The sequence below is a fragment of the Streptomyces sp. NPDC053069 genome, from assembly GCF_044546895.1.
GTDB lineage: Bacteria > Actinomycetota > Actinomycetes > Streptomycetales > Streptomycetaceae > Streptomyces.
In genome coordinates, this window is sequence record NZ_JBITZN010000001.1 from 175,517 (window position 1) to 192,148 (window position 16,632).

Below are 16,632 nucleotides of genomic sequence, written 5' to 3' on the forward strand. Positions count from 1 at the left end.
GCCCTTCCGTGCCGGTGACCTGCTAAGACGCAGATCCCGGAGCGCCGGCGCTACGCGAACGAGGAGATACAGATGAGGATGCTGATCAACGTGCCGGAGACCGTCGTGGCGGACGCGCTGCGCGGGATGGCGGCCGCGTATCCGGACCTGACCGTGGACGTGGAGAACCGGGTGATCGTCCGCCGGGACGCCCCGGTGGCCGGGCAGGTCGCACTGGTGTCCGGCGGCGGGTCGGGGCACGAGCCCCTGCACGGCGGGTTCGTCGGACCGGGCATGCTCTCCGCGGCCTGTCCCGGAGAGGTGTTCACCTCGCCGGTGCCGGACCAGATGGCGCGCGCCGCGGCCGCCGTGGACAGTGGCGCCGGGGTGCTGTTCATCGTGAAGAACTACACCGGTGACGTGCTGAACTTCGACATGGCGGCCGAACTCGCCGAGGACGAGGGCATCCAGGTCGCCAAGGTGCTCGTCAACGACGACGTGGCCGTCACCGACAGCCTGTACACCGCCGGCCGGCGCGGCACCGGTGCGACCCTGTTCGTGGAGAAGATCGCGGGCGCCGCCGCGGCCGAGGGTCAGCCGCTGGAACGCGTCGAGGCCATCGGCCGCCAGGTGAACGAGAACGCTCGCAGTTTCGGCGTGGCCCTCAGCGCCTGCACCACCCCGGCGAAGGGCAGCCCCACCTTCGAACTACCCGATGGTGAACTGGAGTTGGGCATCGGCATCCACGGTGAGCCGGGCCGGGAGCGGCGGCCGATGATGACCTCCGGGGAGATCGCCGACTTCGCGGTGAACGCGATCCTGGAGGACATGCCCCCGCGCAACCCCGTGCTGGTGCTGGTCAACGGCATGGGCGCCACCCCGCTGCTGGAACTGTTCGGTTTCAACGCCGAGGTGCAGCGGGTGCTGCGCGAGCGCGGCGTCGCCGTCGCCCGCACGCTCGTCGGCAACTACGTCACGTCCCTGGACATGGCGGGTGCCTCGGTGACGCTCTGTCAGGCCGACGAGGAACTGCTGCGGTTGTGGGACGCGCCGGTGAAGACCCCGGCGCTGCGCTGGGGGATGTGATACGGCGGACGAGGCGACCCTCACCCGTGGCACGCCGGTCATCATCCCTACCACGCAAGGAGATCCAGTGCTCGACGCCGACTTCTTCCGCCGTTGGATGGCGGCGACCGCCGCATCCGTCGACCGTGAGGCGGGGCGGCTCACCGCCCTCGACTCGGCCATCGGGGACGCCGATCACGGCAGCAATCTGCAGCGCGGCTTCACGGCCGTGCGGACCGCCCTGGAGAAGGAGGCGCCGGACACCCCCGGTGGCGTACTGACCCTCGCCGGGCGGCAGCTCATCTCGACGGTCGGCGGTGCGTCCGGACCGCTGTACGGCACTCTGCTGCGCCGCACCGGCAAGGCGCTCGGCGATGCCGCCGAGGTCAGCACGGACCAGCTGGCCGAGGCGCTGCGCGCGGGTGTGGACGGGGTGATGGCGCTCGGCGGGGCGGCCCCCGGCGACAAGACCATGATCGACGCCCTGGCGCCGGCCGTGGACGCACTCGGAGCCGGCTTCGCCGCCGCTCGGGCCGCCGCCGAGGAGGGCGCGGTGGCCACCACGCCGCTGCAGGCCCGCAAGGGCCGGGCGAGTTATCTCGGCGAGCGCAGCATCGGCCACCAGGATCCGGGCGCGACCTCGTCGGCGCTGCTGATCGCCGCGCTGGAAGAAGCGGCGGAGGGCTGACGGTGAGTGACGAGAGGCTGGTCGGGATCGTGCTGGTCTCGCACAGCGCGGAGGTGGCCGCCTCGGTCGCCGAGCTGGCGAAGGGGCTGGCGGGCGGGGCCACGGCGGTGCCCGTGGCCACGGCGGGCGGCACCGAGAGCGGCGGGCTCGGCACCAGCGCCGAGCTGATCTCCGCGGCGGCGGCCTCGGTCGACCGGGGCGCCGGGGTCGCGCTGCTCACCGATCTCGGCAGTGCCGTGCTCACGGTGAAGGCGCTGATCGCCGAGGGCGACGAACTGCCGGACGGCTCACGGCTGGTGGACGCACCCTTCGTCGAGGGCGCGGTGGCCGCCGTGGTCACCGCCGCCGCCGGTGCCGACCTGGACGCGGTCGAGGCCGCGGCGAAGGAGGCGTACGGCTACCGCAAGGTCTGACCGTGCCAGGGGCGCGCGCTGGTCACCTGTCCGCGACGAACAGTCTGGCCAGCCGCGCTCCCGCGGCCGCCGCCGCCGTGTCGTCCTCCATGCGGTCCACGCGCGAGTTCTTGAAGATGATGTAGGTGACACCGGAGGGCGCCCCGCCACCGCGCGGGTCGGCCCGGATGCCGAGGCGCCGGGCGGTGGCGTAGGAGGCCTCGCCGATGAGGTCGCGCGGACCGGTGTCGCCGACCACGGCGTACTGCACCCGGTCCCGGTAGACGACGGCGGCGATGGCGCCGCCCCGTACGCCGTCCTTGCGGGGGTTCCAGATACGGCTGGGGGCCGGCACGACGATGTAGGGCAGGGTCTCGGCGTTCAGATGGCGGCCGTCGGACTGCTCGTAGGCGGTCGCGTCGGCGAACTGCGGGTCGGTCCGGCTGTTGCAGCGGGCGGTGGACTGTCCATCGCAGTCGATGTCCAGGTCGGCCTTCCAGTAGACGGCGTCCCGGGTGCCGCAGACGGGGACGCTCGCGGGGCTGTCGGTGTCGGTGCGGTACCGGCCCCGGGAGATCTGGTGGCACTCCCCGAGCCGGGCCAGCAGGTCGGTGGCTGCGACGGCGCCCCCGCCGCGGGCCATGGACCGTTCCCCGGGTGGCAGGGCGACCGCCGGAACGGGCAGCGCGGCCGGGGCGAGCAGGGTGGCGCCGGCGACGGCCAGCGTCAAGGACGGGACACGCACGATCAGGGACCCTCTCGACAGGGACGGGCGGACATCCAGCACACTGTGGTGCGCGTACACGGCCCCGGCTGTCCAGGCCACTCCGAATCGGCCGGATGGAGCACGCTTATGACACCCCGTGAGGGACAACTCCACCAAAAGGGCTAATGCACAGCGACAACAGGGGCCGGGGATCGCGACCGGAGCCGGTCCTGATCCCCCGGCCACCCGCGCCGGCGCGGATTCGGCGACGACAGCGTGCCCGCGCCGCAGGCGTGAACTTCCCTGCCCTCGCGGTCGGTTCAGCCGTAGAGAGGCTCAGCATACGAAACGCCCACGGCGGCCACCACTGCGGCCCTCTTGCCACCCCGCACCCATCGCGCCATATTGGTCCGGACCTTTACGTGATGCCGGCGCCGCCCCGGGGAGGCAGAGACGTGCGACGCGTTCCCTGGCCGCTCGTCCCGGTCTGCGGGGTCCTGCTGCTGGTGGCGGCCTGTGGCTGGACCCGGACCGCCGACGACGAGGGCCGGGCGCCGGGTCCTCCGACCGGGGTCACCGCGCAGGCGGGCAGCGCCACGAGCGTGCACGTCATGTGGAACGCGGTGGCAGGCGGGCCCGGCATCCGTTCCTACGAGGTATGTCGCGGCGCCACAAAGGTGGCCGAAGTGCCGGGTTCGCAGCACATGGTGGACGTCACCAGGCTCAGGCCGTCCACCGTGTATGCCTTCACCGTGCGGGCCCGGGACACCGCGGGCCGGCTGGGCCCGCCGAGCCGTGCGGCACGGGCCCGCACACCGGCCAGGGCGGCGGCGGACCGCTCGGCACCGACCCGGCCGTCGGGACCCGCCGGGCGCATCGTCTCCAGCCGCGCGGTCCAGCTGTCCTGGGGCGCCTCCCGGGACGACCGGGGCGTGGTGTCGTACGACGTGTACCAGGGTGGGACGAAGATCCACAGCGTCGGCGGGAACCAGACCGCGGCCGTGGTGACCGGACTGCGCCCCGGCACCCGCTATGTGTTCACGGTGCGGGCCCGCGACGCCGCCGACAACCTCTCCCCCGCCGGCGCGCCGGTCCACCTCACCACCCCGGGCACCGACGACGGCCGAAACACCGCGCCCACCGGCTTCACCATGACGACCCACCGGGCCGGTGGCGCGTACTACCTCGACCTGACCTGGGACCCGCCGCGCATGGACGGGGTGATCACCGAGTACCAGATCCGGCTCGACGGCGCCTCGGCCACCTCGCTGGTGTGGGGCGGCACGCCGCCGCGCGGAAGGGCGAGCTACAGCTTCTACGTCGGCCGCAGTGCGGGCGAGGAGCACCGGGTGCGGCTGCGGGCGCGGCTGCCCGACGGCACCTGGGGCGGCTGGTCGGCGCAGCGGAGGGTGACCACGGGCGGCTGACGGACGCCTCTTCGCGGCGTGTCGCCTTGCGCCGGACGGAGGAAACCGTCACCTGGCCGGGTGTCTCCCGGGTGCGGGCGGACCCGAGGCCGCGTTGGCTGCTGCCCAGGCAGCACGGACGTTTCCCGACCCCAGGCGGCGCATGGGACGTACCGCCAACCGTGCCGCCGGAGGCCAGCCCATGCACACCTCGCGACTCCTCGTCCGCTCCGGTCTGTTCCTGGCGGCCGCCGCGGCGCTCCCGACCGCTCTCGCCGGCCCGTCCGCCGCGGTCTCGGGCATCTCCGTCAGCACCACCGGGTCCACCGTCTCGGTGGTCACCAGCGCCTGTACCCAGATCAACGGCAGCTGGGGCACCGCGGCCCTGCTCGACAGCCGGCAGGCGAACTTCGCCCAGGGCCGGCAGGTGGCGCTGTCGGGCACGACCATCAGCCAGTCCGCGGCCTGGTCGGGGGTGAGCCCGGGGACGTACACCGTGGTCGTGGTCTGCTCCAGCGGCACCACGGCGGGCACCCAGTCGGTGATCGTCTCGGCGCCCTCGGCGCCGACCATCTCGTCGACGCGCACGCCGGCGCCCTCGCGGGGTGTGATGGGCGGCGCGGGCGGCGCCACCCGGGACTACGGCCCGCTGACGCTGGGCGTCGGCGCGGCTCTGGTCGGCTCCGGAGTGATCGCCGCGGGCTGGTATCTGCGCCGGCGTTCGCGGCCGTACCGGCTCTGAGCGGTACTCAGTCGCCGGGCAGTTCGGCGAACTCGGCCAGGGCGTGGGTGAGCCACTGGGTCCAGAAGGTCTCCAGGTCGATGCCGGCCCGCAGCACGAGGTGGCGCAGCCGGTCCTCGGGGGCGTCGCGGTCCGGCGGGAAGTCGCGCTCCTCGATCGCCCGGTATTCGGCCAACTGCCGCCGGTGGAGCTCCAGATGGCGGCGCAGGTCCGCCTCCAGACCGGCCGTGCCGACCACCGCCGCGGCCCGCAGCCGCAGCAGGAGCACGTCCCGCTGGGGCTTGGGGTCCTGGGCGGCGGCGGTCCAGCGGGCCAGTTCGGCGCGGCCCGCGGGCAGGACCTCGTAGCTCTTCTTCTGCCCGCGGGCCGGCTGCTCGGCCGGCAGGGTACGGATGAATCCCTCGGCCTCCAGCTTTCCCAGCTCGCGATAGATCTGCTGGTGCGTCGCGGACCAGAAGTAGCCGATCGACTTGTCGAACCGGCGGGTCAGTTCCAGTCCCGACGACGGCTTTTCCAGCAGGGCGGTCAGGATCGCGTGCGGGAGTGACATGGGATCATCCTAGGGACGTGCGTGGGGCGCCCTACAGGGCCGCCGCCAGCTCCGTGCCCTGCTTGATGGCCCGCTTGGCGTCCAGCTCGGCCGCGAGGTCCGCGCCGCCGATCAGATGGACGCTGCACCCGGCGGCGGCCAGCTCCTCGTACAGGTCGCGACGCGGCTCCTGGCCGGTGCAGAGCACCACCGTGTCGACGTCCAGGACCGTGCTCTCGTCCCCGACGGTGATGTGCAGGCCGGCGTCGTCGATCCGGTCGTAGCGCACGCCCGGCACCATGGTCACGCCGCGGTGCTTCAGCTCGGTGCGGTGGATCCAGCCGGTGGTCTTGCCGAGGCCGGCGCCGACCTTGGTGGTCTTGCGCTGGAGCAGGTGGACCTGGCGCGGCGGCGCCGCCCGCCGGGGGGCCGCGAGGCCGCCCGGCGCCTGGTACTCCATGTCGACGCCCCAGTTCCGGAAGTAGGTCTCCGGGTCCTCGCTCGCCTTGTCGCCGCCGTCGGTGAGGTACTCGGCGACGTCGAAGCCGATGCCGCCCGCCCCGAGGATCGCGACGCGGTCGCCGACGGGCGCGCCGCCCTGGAGCACGTCGAGGTAGCCGACGACGCGGGGGTGGTCGACGCCGGGGATGTCGGGGGTGCGCGGGGTGACGCCGGTGGCGACGACGACCTCGTCGTAGCCGGCCACGGTCTCGGCGGTGACCCAGGTGTCGAGGCGTACGTCGACCCCGTGGGCGTCCAGCTGGTGGCGGAAGTAGCGCAGCGTCTCGTCGAACTCCTGCTTGCCGGGGACCTTGCGGGCGACGTTGAGCTGGCCGCCGATCTCGCTCGCGGCGTCGAAGAGCGTGACGTCGTGGCCGCGTTCGGCGGCGCTCACCGCACAGGCGAGCCCGGCCGGTCCCGCGCCGACGACGGCGACGCGCTTCTTCAGCCGGGTCGGGGCCAGCACCAGCTCGGTCTCGTGGCAGGCGCGCGGGTTGACCAGGCAGGAGGTGATCCTGCCGCTGAAGGTGTGGTCGAGACAGGCCTGGTTGCAGCCGATGCAGGTGTTGATGGCCTCCGGTGTCCCGGCGGCGGCCTTGGCGACGAAGTCGGGGTCGGCGAGCATCGGACGGGCCATGGACACCATGTCCGCGTAGCCGTCGGCCAGCAGCTCCTCGGCGACCTCGGGGGTGTTGATGCGGTTGGTGGTCACCAGGGGCACGGACACCTCGCCCATGAGCTTCTTGGTGACCCAGGTGTAGGCGCCGCGCGGCACGGAGGTGGCGATGGTCGGGATGCGGGCCTCGTGCCAGCCGATGCCCGTGTTGATGATCGTCGCCCCGGCGGCCTCGACCGCCTTGCCGAGGGTGATCACCTCGTCCAGGGAGGAGCCGCCGGGCACCAGGTCCAGCATGGAGAGGCGGTAGATGACGATGAAGTCCTCGCCGACGGCCTCGCGCACCCGCTTCACGATCTCGACCGGGAAGCGCATCCGGTTCTCGTAGGAGCCGCCCCAGCGGTCGGTGCGCTGGTTGGTCTGCGCGGCGATGAACTCGTTGATGAGGTAGCCCTCGGAGCCCATGATCTCCACGCCGTCGTAGCCGGCCTGCCGGGCGAGGCGGGCGGCGCGGGCGTAGTCGTCGATGGTGCGCTCGACGTCGGCATCGGTCATCTCGCGCGGCACGAACGGGCTGATCGGCGCCTGCAGCGGGCTCGGCGCGACGAGCTCCTGGTGATAGGCGTACCGGCCGAAGTGCAGGATCTGCAGCGCGATCCGGCCGCCCTCGCGGTGCACGGCCCCGGTGACGACCTTGTGCTGCTCGGCCTCCGCCTCGGTGGTGAGTTTGGCGCCGCCGTCGTACGGCCGGCCCTCCTCGTTGGGTGCGATGCCGCCGGTGACGATGAGGCCGACGCCGCCGCGTGCGCGGGCCGCGTAGAACGCCGCCATCCGCTCGAAACCGCGCTCGGCCTCCTCCAGGCCCACGTGCATGGAGCCCATGAGCACGCGGTTGGGCAGTGTGGTGAAGCCCAGGTCGAGCGGGGTCATCAGGTGCGGGTAACGGCTCATGGGGCCCTCCGTGCGCGGTGTCGTCGCCTCTTGTTGTAGAGGACACCGGAGCGGTTATGCAACTAGTTGCACAACCGAGCTTGCGTGACGCCGCCCACTCTGTACCTACTAGTATGTACACGACCCGAGGAAGAAACGCGCGCCCGCTTCGAAAGGACACTCCGCCATGCCCCTCGTCCGGATAGACGCACTCGGCACCGACCCGGCCCGGCTCGACGCGCTCGGCCGGGCCGTCCACGACGCCCTGGTGGAGACGCTCGGCGTCCCGCCCGAGGACCGCTTCCAGGCGCTGACCGGCCACGACGGCGTCAGCAGCACGCTGCGGTACGACGACCACCTGGGCCTGCGCAAGGACGGCTCGGTGGTGTTCGTGGCGATCACCATGCGCTCGGGGCGGACGCCGGAGCTGAAGCGCGCGCTGTACCGCAGGATCGCCGAGCTGGTGCACGAGCGCACCGGTACCGAGCCGCGCAACGTCGTCGTCACCGTCACCGAGAACACGTCCGTCGACTGGTCCTTCGGCGACGGCGAGGCGCAGTACGCCCCGGCCGGCGCGGGGCCGGACGGGGCGTCTCGGTAGCGAGAAGCAGGGTCAGCGGCTCTGCAGCCGCAGATGCAGATCCCGCTCCTGGTCGCCGGAGGCCGTGCAGGTCTCCTCCACGGTGAACATCGAGTCCAGGGTGTGCCGGAACCGGTCCACGGCCCAGTAGCCGCCCTGGACGTCCGCCTGGACGGCCGCGCCGAGGTGGACCGGCGGGCAGCCCGGGCCACGGGCGTCCGCGACGTCGTACGTGCCGAGCCACACCATCGGCCGGACCTCGTGCAACTGCTGAGGGATCTCGTCCGCGCCCCGGTCGGACGCGAAGCAGGAGCTCAGCGCGTCGAAGACGAGGCGGGCGTCCTCCTTGTCACCGCTGATCTCCACCGTGACGGTTTCCGGATGCGACCGCTCCGTGGGTGCCATTGATCGCTCCTTTCGTGGCCGCGCTGCGGTGGAACGGGGTACCCCGCCGAACCGCGTCCACCCTCAGGAAAGCACCACCGGCCGGTCCGCACACCCCAGGCGGGCTCAGCCGCGGGAGAACTTGTACGTCTTGCTGTCGGTCAGGACGCAGAAGCCGGGCGACATGACGATCACGCGCAGGATGCCGGTGCGGCGGTCGTAGTCGATGCCCTCCGCCTCGAAGGCGCCCGAGCAGGAGCTGCGCAGCGGCAGCTGACGCAGGGCGGTGACATGGCCGGTGACGTCCGCGGAACCGCTGGGCGGGGCCGACAGGTCGATCTCCAGCAGCGGCTTGGTGAGCCCGAAGAGACTGCCGTCCGGGTCGTCGGAGGAGCACAGCAGGGTGGTGGGGCCGGAGAAGTCGCAGCCCTGGACGTCACGGACGGAGTGGTCCAGGTGGACCGCCGAGGCCTGCGGGAGGTTCGCGGAGGGCGAGGTGGCCGCGTTGACGCCGGGGGTCGGGAAGACCAGCAGGCGGTTCATCGTGCCCCACTCGCCCGAGAGCATCCACTGGCCGTCGGGCGAGACCGCGTCCCAGGAGTTGTTCAGGGCCTCGCCGGGGCTCAGCGTGTGGACGTACTCCGACCAGGTGCCGTCGGGCGCCTGCACGCGGTACATCTTCGAGTTGCCGGAGTCCTGCTGATAGGGCTCGATGTAGTAGCCGTTGTACGTGGCGTCGGGGTCGCCGACGTGGTTCCAGCCCCGGCTGGAGACGCCGATCGGGATCGTGCCGATGCCCGTGTAGCGGTTGGGGCTGTTCGCCGGGATCTCGACGGAGGTCAGCCCCTGGCTCTCGTCCAGCGGGCGGGCGCGGTCGGAGCCGGTTTCGGTCCAGGTGCCGGCCGCGGCGGCGGGCCCGGGTGCGGCGAGCGACACGACGGCGGCGGTGGCGAGGGTGACGAGTCCGGCGAGAACTGCGTGACAGCGTTGCCGGGCGGGCACGGGCATGGCCGACTCCTCGGACGGAGGGAACACAGGGCGGGAGACACTCGGACGGCGGACAGTCTGGCGTGGCGCGATGGTCATGTACAGGCCAATGGAGCAACATGAGCGTGAACTCTCCCGGACCGCCGCACCGGCGTGCACGATGTCCGGGAGAGGCGTCCCGCCCCCGTGGCGGCTTCGGCGGACGTGCACCGCTGGGGTGAGAGATGGTGGAGGTAACCGGCCGAGGCGTCGGAGAGTCGAGTGTGAGTGCGGTGGAACCAGGGGAGTCGGCACGGGGGACGACGTGCCGTGCCAACGGGCGAAGGCGGTGCATGGCATGAGTGCAGCCGAGGCTCCGGTGACGGAGGGCGGCGAGCCGGTGCGCGGGCCGGTGCCGCCCGGCGGTCTGCTCGACGTACTGGGCGTGGCCTCGGTGGTGCTGGACACCACCGGTCGGATCGTGCTGTGGAGTCCGCAGGCGGAGGAGCTGTTCGGATACAGCGCCGGCGAGGCCCTCGGCCAGTACGCCGCCCGGCTCATGGTCCACGAACGGCACTTCGAGCTGGTCGGCAAGCTCTTCGCCGATGTGATGCGCACCGGGCAGAGCTGGGCCGGCGGCTTCCCGATCCGGCACAAGGACGGCAGCACCCGCCTGGTGGAGTTCCGCAACATGCGGCTGCTGGACGACCGCGGTGACGTGTACGCACTCGGACTCGCCGCCGACCAGTCGACCGTACGGCGGCTGGAGCAGGACGTGGCGCTGTCCGAGCGGATGGTGAAGCAGTCACCGATCGGCTACGCCGTCCTGGACACCCAGCTGCGGTTCGTCTCGGTCAACCCGGCCCTGGAGAGGATCAACGGCGTGCCGGCCGCCGAGCACGTGGGCCGCACGCTGCGCGAAGTGCTCCCCATGCTGAACTCCGAGCCCGTGGAGACCGACGCCCGGCGGGTGCTGGACACCGGCGTGCCCGTGATCGACAACACGCTGGTCGGCCGTACCCCCGCCGATCCGGACCAGGACCACACCTGGGCACACTCGCTGTACCGGCTGGAGGACGCCACGGGCAACGTGCTCGGTGTCGCGGTCTCGGTGGTCGACATCACCGAGCAGCACCGGGCCTCGCTGGAGGCGGAGGCCGCCCGGCGCCGGCTCGCCGTCGTCGCCGACGCCTCGGCCCGGATCGGTACGACGCTGGAGCTGGACCGCACCGCCTGTGAGCTGGCCGACGTCGCCGTGCCGGAGCTGGCCGACGTGGCCGCCGTGGACCTGCTGGACGCGGTGGTGGAGGGCCGGCGCAGCACGCTCGGCCCGTCGCAGGCCGCGGTGATCCGCGCCCTCGCGGTGCGCCCGCATGACGACTCGGACGCCGTACGGGCCGCCGACCCGCCCGGCCGGATCGCCCGGTACGCACCCGACCGCCTGGTCACCGAGTGCGTGCGCTCGGGCGAGGCGGTACTGGTGCCGCACGTGAAGGACGACGACCTGCCGCGCATCGCCCGCTCCGCCGAGGCGGCCGAACTGCTCGGCCGGGCGGGACTGCACTCGTATCTCGCGGTGCCGCTGATCGCGCGCGGCGAGGTGCTCGGCGCCCTGGACCTCAAACGCACCAGCAATCCGGCGCCGTTCGACGACGACGACGTGCTGCTCGCCCGGGAGCTGGCCGCCCGCGCGGCCGTGCAGATCGACAACGCGCGCTGGTACCAGAGCGCCCGCAACACCGCCCTCACCCTGCAGCAGAGCCTGCTGCCCGGCCATCCGCCGGTCATGACCGGCCTGGAGGTGGCCTCCCGCTACCAGCCCGCCGGGGCCACCAGCGAGGTCGGCGGCGACTGGTTCGACGTCATCCCGCTGGAGGGCGACAAGACCGCGCTCGTGGTGGGTGACGTGATGGGCAGCGGGATCAGCGCGGCCGCCACCATGGGCCGGCTGCGCACGGCGACCACCACGCTGGCCGCCCTCGACCTCGACCCGGCGCTGCTGCTGGAGCACCTGGACAAGACGACTTCGGCCCTGGACCACTCCATCGCGACCTGCGTGTACGCCGTGCACGATCCGCATCTGCGGCAGTGCCGGATCGCCAACGCCGGCCATCTGCCGCCGGCCCGGGTCCGCCCGGGCCGGCCGCCGGAACTGCTGGAGCTGCCGACGGGAGTGCCGCTGGGGGTGGGCGGGGTCGAATTCTCCACCGTCACGGTCGACTTCGAGCCCGGCGACGAGCTGGTGTTCTACACCGACGGGCTGGTGGAGACCCGCCGCCACTCCCTGGACGAACGCCTGGACTTCCTGCTGTCCCTGCTCGATGACCCCGCCCGCCCGCTGGAGGAGACCTGCGACCTGCTCCTGCGGACCCTGCACCACCCGGACAACCACGACGATGTCGCCCTGCTGATCGCCCGGGCGCAGGAACTGCGCTGACGGCTACGGCAGTACGCCGATCACCACGTGCGCGGACAGCTCCTCCGACACCGCCAGACGGGTCGTCAGACCCGCGCCGGCCAAGGCCTGCACGGCTGCCGGTGCCTGGCGTTCGCTGGTCTCGGTCAGCAGACAGCCGCCCGGCGCGAGCCACTCGGGCGCCCCGGCGGCCACCCGGCGCAGCACGTCCAGGCCGTCCGCACCGCCGTCCAGGGCGACGCGCGGCTCGTGGTCGCGGGCCTCCGCCGGCAGCAGGGACAGTTCGGCGGTGGGGACATAGGGCACGTTGGCGGCGAGGATGCCGACGCGGCCGCGCAGTGCGGCGGGCAGGGCGCCGTAGAGGTCGCCGGTGTGGGCCCGGCCACCGAAGGCGGCGAGGTTGCGGCGGGCGCACCGTACGGCGGCGGGATCGATGTCGGCGGCATGCACCTCGGCACCGTCCAGGGCGGCGGCGAGTGCCGCGCCGAGCGCGCCCGAACCGCAGCACAGGTCCACGACCACGCTCGCGTACGGCGCCTGGGCCAGCGCCTGGCCGACCAGGAACTCGGTACGGCGGCGGGGGACGAACACCCCCGGTTCCAGGGTGATGCGCAGGCCGCGGAACTCGGCCCAGCCGAGGACCTGTTCCAGCGGGAATCCGGCGACGCGCCGGTCCACCATCGAGGACAGTTCGTCCGCGGTGCCGGCGGTGGCGAGGAGCAACTCCGCCTCCTCCTCGGCGAAGACGCACCCGGCGGCACGCAGCGCGGAGACGACGGCGGGGAGAGAGCGGGAAGATGACAAAGGCGAAGAAAAGGACGAAGTAAAAGACGAAGAAGATGACGAAGCCGACATGGGGGCGACGAGCCTTTCGCGAGCGCGAGATCTTCAGAGCGCTCCCGCGGTCACCGCTGCCGGTGCACCGCGTCGTCCTGAGGAGAGAGCACCCTGGCTGACACAGCGGTGATGGGTCCCACCTCCTCGCGATCGGGGCCGCGGGCGTCCGCGACCGGACGGACACCATACCCCAACGGGGCGCCCCGGTCCGGGCGGAAAACGCCTGGCGCGGTGGCGGGCCGGGCGGCTACGCTCGCCGCGATGAAGACTCACGCCTCTCAGAGATTGGGGGTCCCGTCCGCGCAAGGTGAGCGCTGATGCTCCCTTCCACCGCGTACGGGGATTCCCGGCTTTCGTTGTGGCTGCGCGTACGCCGGTACGCCGTGCCACCGTCCATGATCGAACGTGCCACCGGCCGCCGTGCCGCAGGGGACTGGGCAGGTGCCTGCGCCGCCGCCCGCATCGACCTGGACCTCGATCTGCGTTCCCTCGCCCGGGCCCACGGCCGGGAGTTGGCGGCCCGGCTGCGCGCCGACCTCCGCCATCTCGCACCCGACCTGCTGCGCTGGCACATGCCGAGGATCGCGCCCGACGGATTGCTGCGTCCGGGCCTGACCCTCACCCTGGCCCGTTACGAGCGGCCCGGCCGGGCCGGCCCGCTGCACCTCGTGGCCCGTACACCGCCGTCCTGGGCGGACGCCGGCCAGCGGATCAGCCTCGCGGTGTGGGACCCGGCGCGCGCGGAGACGGGCGGCCATCCGCATCCGCACCCGAACCGGCGCTACCGGCTCGACCTGCACCGCCATCTGTGGGACGCCCGCAGGGCCGCCGAGCTGCGCGACCGTGCGGGGGCCGTGCCGCGCAAGCCCGATCCGCTCGGGCTCGTACCGCCGGTCCCCGGCTGTGCCGTCGGCCGGTGGGCGGCCGAGGCGGCCCTCCTGCTGGCCGCCGAGGGCCGCTCCACCGGCGCCCTTGCGGTACGGCTCGGCGGCCGGCGCCGGCTGGCGCTGGAGCTGGTGACGGAGGCGGGCGGTGCCTCGGGGCCGGCCGCTCGCTCAACTCCGGCCGGCGAACACGGGTCTTGCCGAGACCCGGGCGCCGAGGGTGCCGCCCGCGCGCTGCGGGTGGTGACACAGCCTCCGCCGGGCGGGTTCTCCACGCTGCCCGTGCTGCCCGACGCGGCGACCTGGGTGCTGCCCGACCTGGAACTGCTCGATGCCGGGCTGCTCGATCCGGGGCAGCTGCACCCGCTGGTCGCCGCCGCGCTGGCCCCCGGGCGGGAGCTGGCCGGCCCGGCGCACGACGTCGATCCGGCCGCGGGAGCCCGACGCGTGGAGTGCCGGGGAGCCACGCACCGCATCGGACTGGTCGACGGCGTGCTTGGACCGCTCGATCACGATCCGGCCGAGCTCCGGCGGGAGGAGCTGCTGGCCGCGCTGGGCGGCCCGCCGCTGCCCTGTCTGCGGGCCGTCGACGAGGCGCACCGGCGTCCGGACTGCCTGGCCGGGGTCCGGGAGCGGCTGGACCACGGTGACACCGCCGGCGCCCTGGCCCTCGGCGGCCGACGGCTGGGAGTTGAGCCCGCCGCTGGCCAACCGGTTCGTGCATCTGCAGTGGGCGCACGACCACGACGTCGTCGTACGGGGCCTGGGCGGGACCTGGCCGCGGGCGACCCTGCCCAGGCTCGCTCCCGAGCGGCTGCCCGAAGCCGTGGCCTTCGCACGGCGCGCGGTGTGCGCGTTCCTCGTCGCACGACCGGGGCTCGTGCACCGGCTTCCCGGCGGGGAGAGCCGCCGGGGCGGCGCGTGGCCGTCGCCCCGGAGCTGGGAGGCGACCCTGCGGCTGATCGCCTTCGCGACCGCCGCCGGTTCCTCGCGGGACGTGCTGTCGCTGCTGGTCCGGGGCACCGTCGGGGACGGTCCCGGCCTGGAGCTGCTGGCGAGTCTGGACCGGCTGGACCTGCCCGACCCGGAGACGCTGCTCGCCGACCCGGCGGGCGCCGAACTGCCCGAGCGCGGGGATCTGCGGCAGGCCGTGCTGGACGGGGTGGTGGACGCGATCCGCAAGCGTCCGGAGCGGGCCCGCTGGGACGCCGCCTGGGCGCTGCTGGTGCGGGCGATGGAGACCGGGGCACCGGACGTGGTGGTCGTCCCGGCGACCACACTGGCCTCCCTGCGCCGGGAGGACTGGGACGTGCCGGCTGCGGTCGAGCGGCTCGCCGGGGCGGTGTCGCTGTCGCGGCGGGCGGACGAGGCCGCCCGCCACACCGCGCGGACGGCCGGGGCCCGCCGATGACGGCGGACGCGCCCGGCCCGCTGGATTTCGGCAAGCTCTTCGCCGCGCGGCTGCACGCGGCCCGCGTCCGGCCGTACCTCGCGACGGCACTGTTCGCGCTGCGGCCGGTGGAGTCGCGGGAGGTGCCGACGATGGGGGTCGACCGGTACTGGCGGTGCTATGTCTCCGCGGCGTTCGTGGACCGCACGCCGGTGGCGGAACTGGCCGCGGTGTGGGTGCACGAGGTGGCGCACCTGCTGCGCGACCATCACGGCCGCAGCGACCGCTTCGCCCGCGAGCACCAGCTGACCGGTCCCGCGGAACGACTGCGGATGAACATCGCCGCGGACTGCGAGATCAACGACGACGTGTTCGGCGACGGGCTGGTAACGCCCGAGGACGCCGTGACACCCCAGCGAGTGGGGCTGCCTTCGGGCTGGTTGATGGAGGACTACCTGCCCGGGTTCCGGCTCGGTCCGCAGCTGGAGCGGCTGGCCTGGCTGGACTGCGGCAGCGGTGCCGACGGGCTGGACCGGGCCTGGGAACTGGGGCCGGACGGCGCGCACGGACTGAGCGAGCAGGAGCGGGACGCGGTCCGGTTCCGGGTGGCGCAGGGCATCAAGGGCAACCCGGGCAGCGCCCCGCAGGGCTGGCGGCGGTGGGCGGAGGAGGCGTTCCATCCGCCGCAGCCGTGGCGCCAGTTGCTGGGTTCGGCGCTGCGCTCGGCGGTCTCCGCACCGGGCGAGGGCGAGGACTACAGCTACGGCCGCCCGGCGCGGCGCTCGGCGGGGCTGCCCGGAGTCGTCCTGCCGAGTCTGCGGCGCAGGCCGCCCCGGGTGTGCGTGGTCGTCGACACCTCGGGCTCGGTCAGCGACGCGGAACTGGGCAGCGCGCTGCTGGAGGTGGCCGCGATCTGCCGGGCCGTCGGCGGTCGGCGGGACCTGGTCTCCGTGCTGTCCTGTGATGCGGCGGCCCGGACCGTGCAGCCGCTGTGCCGGGCGGAGGGCATCGAGCTGGTGGGCGGCGGAGGGACGGATCTGCGCACGGGGTTCGCCCGGGCGCTGCGCACGCGGCCCGACGTGGTGGTGGTCCTGACCGACGGTCAGACACCGTGGCCCGAGGCGCGGCCGTCCTGCCGGACGGTGGTGGGGCTGTTCCCCCGGACCGGCGGGTCGTACGACGAGAACGACCCCGACTACTGGCCGGACGCACCGCCGGCGTGGGCGCGGGTGGTGACGATCGGTTCGGCAAGGAGATGAAGGGCCGACGGCGTCGAAGCAGCCGGCATCCCCTGAGGACGGACCGCGAACCGGCGGACAGCCCCGGACGGAAACCCCGACGGCGAGCGGAATGCCTGACGGCGAGCGAGCCGAACGACCGACGGCGATACCGAAACACCGGGCCGAACGACCGACAGCTGGGCCAACGGCCGGTGGCGGGCCGAACAGCCGGTGGCGGGCCCAACGACCGGTGGTGGCAAAACAGTCGGCAGCCCATGAAGGCCGACCGCGGACCCGAAGACCGGCCACGGACCGAAAAGAACCGGCGGCGGGCGCATGGCCGGCGGCGGTCTGGAGGCCGGCGGCCGAGCGCAGGGGCCGACGTCGGTGTGGAGACCGAC

The 16,632-nt window shown here is 73.4% G+C and carries 15 protein-coding genes and 1 pseudogene; 9 read left to right on the forward strand and 7 right to left on the reverse strand.

Going from position 1 to position 16,632, the window contains the following annotated elements; genetic code table 11:
• Positions 1-72: 72 nt before the first annotated feature.
• The 3 genes from dhaK (at position 73) to ACIGXP_RS00795 (ending at position 2,145) form a co-directional block, all read left to right on the forward strand.
• Complete coding sequence (gene dhaK, locus ACIGXP_RS00785; RefSeq protein ID WP_363217956.1) at positions 73-1,065, forward strand: dihydroxyacetone kinase subunit DhaK; 993 nt, start codon at positions 73-75, stop codon at positions 1,063-1,065.
• Positions 1,066-1,132: 67 nt separating this feature from the next.
• Complete coding sequence (gene dhaL / locus ACIGXP_RS00790; protein ID WP_363217955.1) at positions 1,133-1,732, forward strand: dihydroxyacetone kinase subunit DhaL; 600 nt, start codon at positions 1,133-1,135, stop codon at positions 1,730-1,732.
• A gap of 2 nt (positions 1,733-1,734) precedes the next feature.
• Positions 1,735-2,145, forward strand: coding sequence for a PTS-dependent dihydroxyacetone kinase phosphotransferase subunit DhaM (locus ACIGXP_RS00795; protein WP_399762667.1), 411 nt, complete (start codon positions 1,735-1,737; stop codon positions 2,143-2,145).
• A gap of 22 nt (positions 2,146-2,167) precedes the next feature.
• On the opposite strand, the gene ACIGXP_RS00800 is transcribed toward ACIGXP_RS00795, so the two are convergent.
• Positions 2,168-2,869 (reverse strand): glycoside hydrolase family 75 protein, encoded by a 702-nt coding sequence (locus tag ACIGXP_RS00800; protein WP_399762669.1) that lies wholly within the window; start codon positions 2,867-2,869, stop codon positions 2,168-2,170.
• Positions 2,870-3,285: 416 nt separating this feature from the next.
• Between ACIGXP_RS00800 and ACIGXP_RS00805 the strand changes: the two genes are divergently transcribed.
• Both ACIGXP_RS00805 and ACIGXP_RS00810 read left to right on the forward strand, forming a co-directional pair.
• On the forward strand, positions 3,286-4,257 hold the full coding sequence (locus ACIGXP_RS00805) for a fibronectin type III domain-containing protein (RefSeq protein WP_399762670.1): 972 nt from the start codon (positions 3,286-3,288) through the stop codon (positions 4,255-4,257).
• Between the two features lie 181 nt (positions 4,258-4,438).
• Entirely contained in the window at positions 4,439-4,978 is a 540-nt protein-coding gene (locus ACIGXP_RS00810) for a hypothetical protein (protein WP_363217951.1), read from the forward strand.
• Positions 4,979-4,985: 7 nt separating this feature from the next.
• Here ACIGXP_RS00810 and ACIGXP_RS00815 read toward each other — a convergent pair whose 3' ends face one another.
• Positions 4,986-5,528 carry a PadR family transcriptional regulator gene (locus ACIGXP_RS00815; RefSeq protein ID WP_399762671.1) on the reverse strand — a complete coding sequence of 181 codons (543 nt, stop codon included), beginning with the start codon at positions 5,526-5,528 and terminating at the stop codon, positions 4,986-4,988.
• Between the two features lie 31 nt (positions 5,529-5,559).
• Positions 5,560-7,575, reverse strand: a complete 2,016-nt coding sequence (locus tag ACIGXP_RS00820) for an FAD-dependent oxidoreductase (protein WP_399762673.1) — start codon at positions 7,573-7,575, stop codon at positions 5,560-5,562.
• A 166-nt stretch (positions 7,576-7,741) separates the two neighbouring features.
• Here ACIGXP_RS00820 and ACIGXP_RS00825 point away from each other — a divergent pair, with 166 nt between their 5' ends.
• Positions 7,742-8,155 (forward strand): tautomerase family protein, encoded by a 414-nt coding sequence (locus tag ACIGXP_RS00825; protein WP_399762675.1) that lies wholly within the window; start codon positions 7,742-7,744, stop codon positions 8,153-8,155.
• A 12-nt stretch (positions 8,156-8,167) separates the two neighbouring features.
• Here ACIGXP_RS00825 and ACIGXP_RS00830 read toward each other — a convergent pair whose 3' ends face one another.
• Together ACIGXP_RS00830 and ACIGXP_RS00835 are read right to left on the reverse strand one after the other, a co-directional pair.
• Positions 8,168-8,539 carry a hypothetical protein gene (locus tag ACIGXP_RS00830; protein WP_363220772.1) on the reverse strand — a complete coding sequence of 124 codons (372 nt, stop codon included), beginning with the start codon at positions 8,537-8,539 and terminating at the stop codon, positions 8,168-8,170.
• 105 nt (positions 8,540-8,644) lie between these two features.
• Entirely contained in the window at positions 8,645-9,526 is an 882-nt protein-coding gene (locus ACIGXP_RS00835; RefSeq protein ID WP_399762677.1) for a hypothetical protein, read from the reverse strand.
• Positions 9,527-9,842: 316 nt separating this feature from the next.
• Here ACIGXP_RS00835 and ACIGXP_RS00840 point away from each other — a divergent pair, with 316 nt between their 5' ends.
• Positions 9,843-11,921, forward strand: a complete 2,079-nt coding sequence (locus ACIGXP_RS00840) for a SpoIIE family protein phosphatase (protein ID WP_399762680.1) — start codon at positions 9,843-9,845, stop codon at positions 11,919-11,921.
• Between the two features lie 3 nt (positions 11,922-11,924).
• On the opposite strand, the gene ACIGXP_RS00845 is transcribed toward ACIGXP_RS00840, so the two are convergent.
• Complete coding sequence (locus ACIGXP_RS00845) at positions 11,925-12,755, reverse strand: putative protein N(5)-glutamine methyltransferase (RefSeq protein ID WP_399762682.1); 831 nt, start codon at positions 12,753-12,755, stop codon at positions 11,925-11,927.
• 1,037 nt (positions 12,756-13,792) lie between these two features.
• Complete coding sequence (locus ACIGXP_RS00850; RefSeq protein ID WP_399762684.1) at positions 13,793-14,266, reverse strand: hypothetical protein; 474 nt, start codon at positions 14,264-14,266, stop codon at positions 13,793-13,795.
• Between the two features lie 16 nt (positions 14,267-14,282).
• On the opposite strand from ACIGXP_RS00850, the pseudogene ACIGXP_RS00855 reads away from it, so the two are divergent.
• Together ACIGXP_RS00855 and ACIGXP_RS00860 are read left to right on the forward strand one after the other, a co-directional pair.
• A pseudogene (locus ACIGXP_RS00855) lies at positions 14,283-15,032 on the forward strand (AAA family ATPase); the annotation flags it as partial.
• Entirely contained in the window at positions 15,029-16,270 is a 1,242-nt protein-coding gene (locus ACIGXP_RS00860; RefSeq protein WP_399762685.1) for a VWA-like domain-containing protein, read from the forward strand. The pseudogene ACIGXP_RS00855 and the gene ACIGXP_RS00860, both read left to right, overlap by 4 nt.
• Positions 16,271-16,632 lie beyond the last annotated feature (362 nt).

Bases quoted from the DNA above. Each gene is read 5' to 3' on its own strand.
- dhaK (WP_363217956.1), top strand. From the start codon at position 73: ATGAGGATGCTGATCAACGTGCCGGAGACCGTCGTGGCGGACGCGCTG.
- ACIGXP_RS00810 (WP_363217951.1), top strand. From the start codon at position 4,439: ATGCACACCTCGCGACTCCTCGTCCGCTCCGGTCTGTTCCTGGCGGCC.
- ACIGXP_RS00815 (WP_399762671.1), bottom strand. From the start codon at position 5,528: ATGTCACTCCCGCACGCGATCCTGACCGCCCTGCTGGAAAAGCCGTCG.
- ACIGXP_RS00820 (WP_399762673.1), bottom strand. From the start codon at position 7,575: ATGAGCCGTTACCCGCACCTGATGACCCCGCTCGACCTGGGCTTCACC.
- ACIGXP_RS00825 (WP_399762675.1), top strand. From the start codon at position 7,742: ATGCCCCTCGTCCGGATAGACGCACTCGGCACCGACCCGGCCCGGCTC.
- ACIGXP_RS00830 (WP_363220772.1), bottom strand. From the start codon at position 8,539: ATGGCACCCACGGAGCGGTCGCATCCGGAAACCGTCACGGTGGAGATC.
- ACIGXP_RS00835 (WP_399762677.1), bottom strand. From the start codon at position 9,526: ATGCCCGTGCCCGCCCGGCAACGCTGTCACGCAGTTCTCGCCGGACTC.
- ACIGXP_RS00840 (WP_399762680.1), top strand. From the start codon at position 9,843: ATGAGTGCAGCCGAGGCTCCGGTGACGGAGGGCGGCGAGCCGGTGCGC.
- ACIGXP_RS00845 (WP_399762682.1), bottom strand. From the start codon at position 12,755: ATGTCGGCTTCGTCATCTTCTTCGTCTTTTACTTCGTCCTTTTCTTCG.
- ACIGXP_RS00860 (WP_399762685.1), top strand. From the start codon at position 15,029: ATGACGGCGGACGCGCCCGGCCCGCTGGATTTCGGCAAGCTCTTCGCC.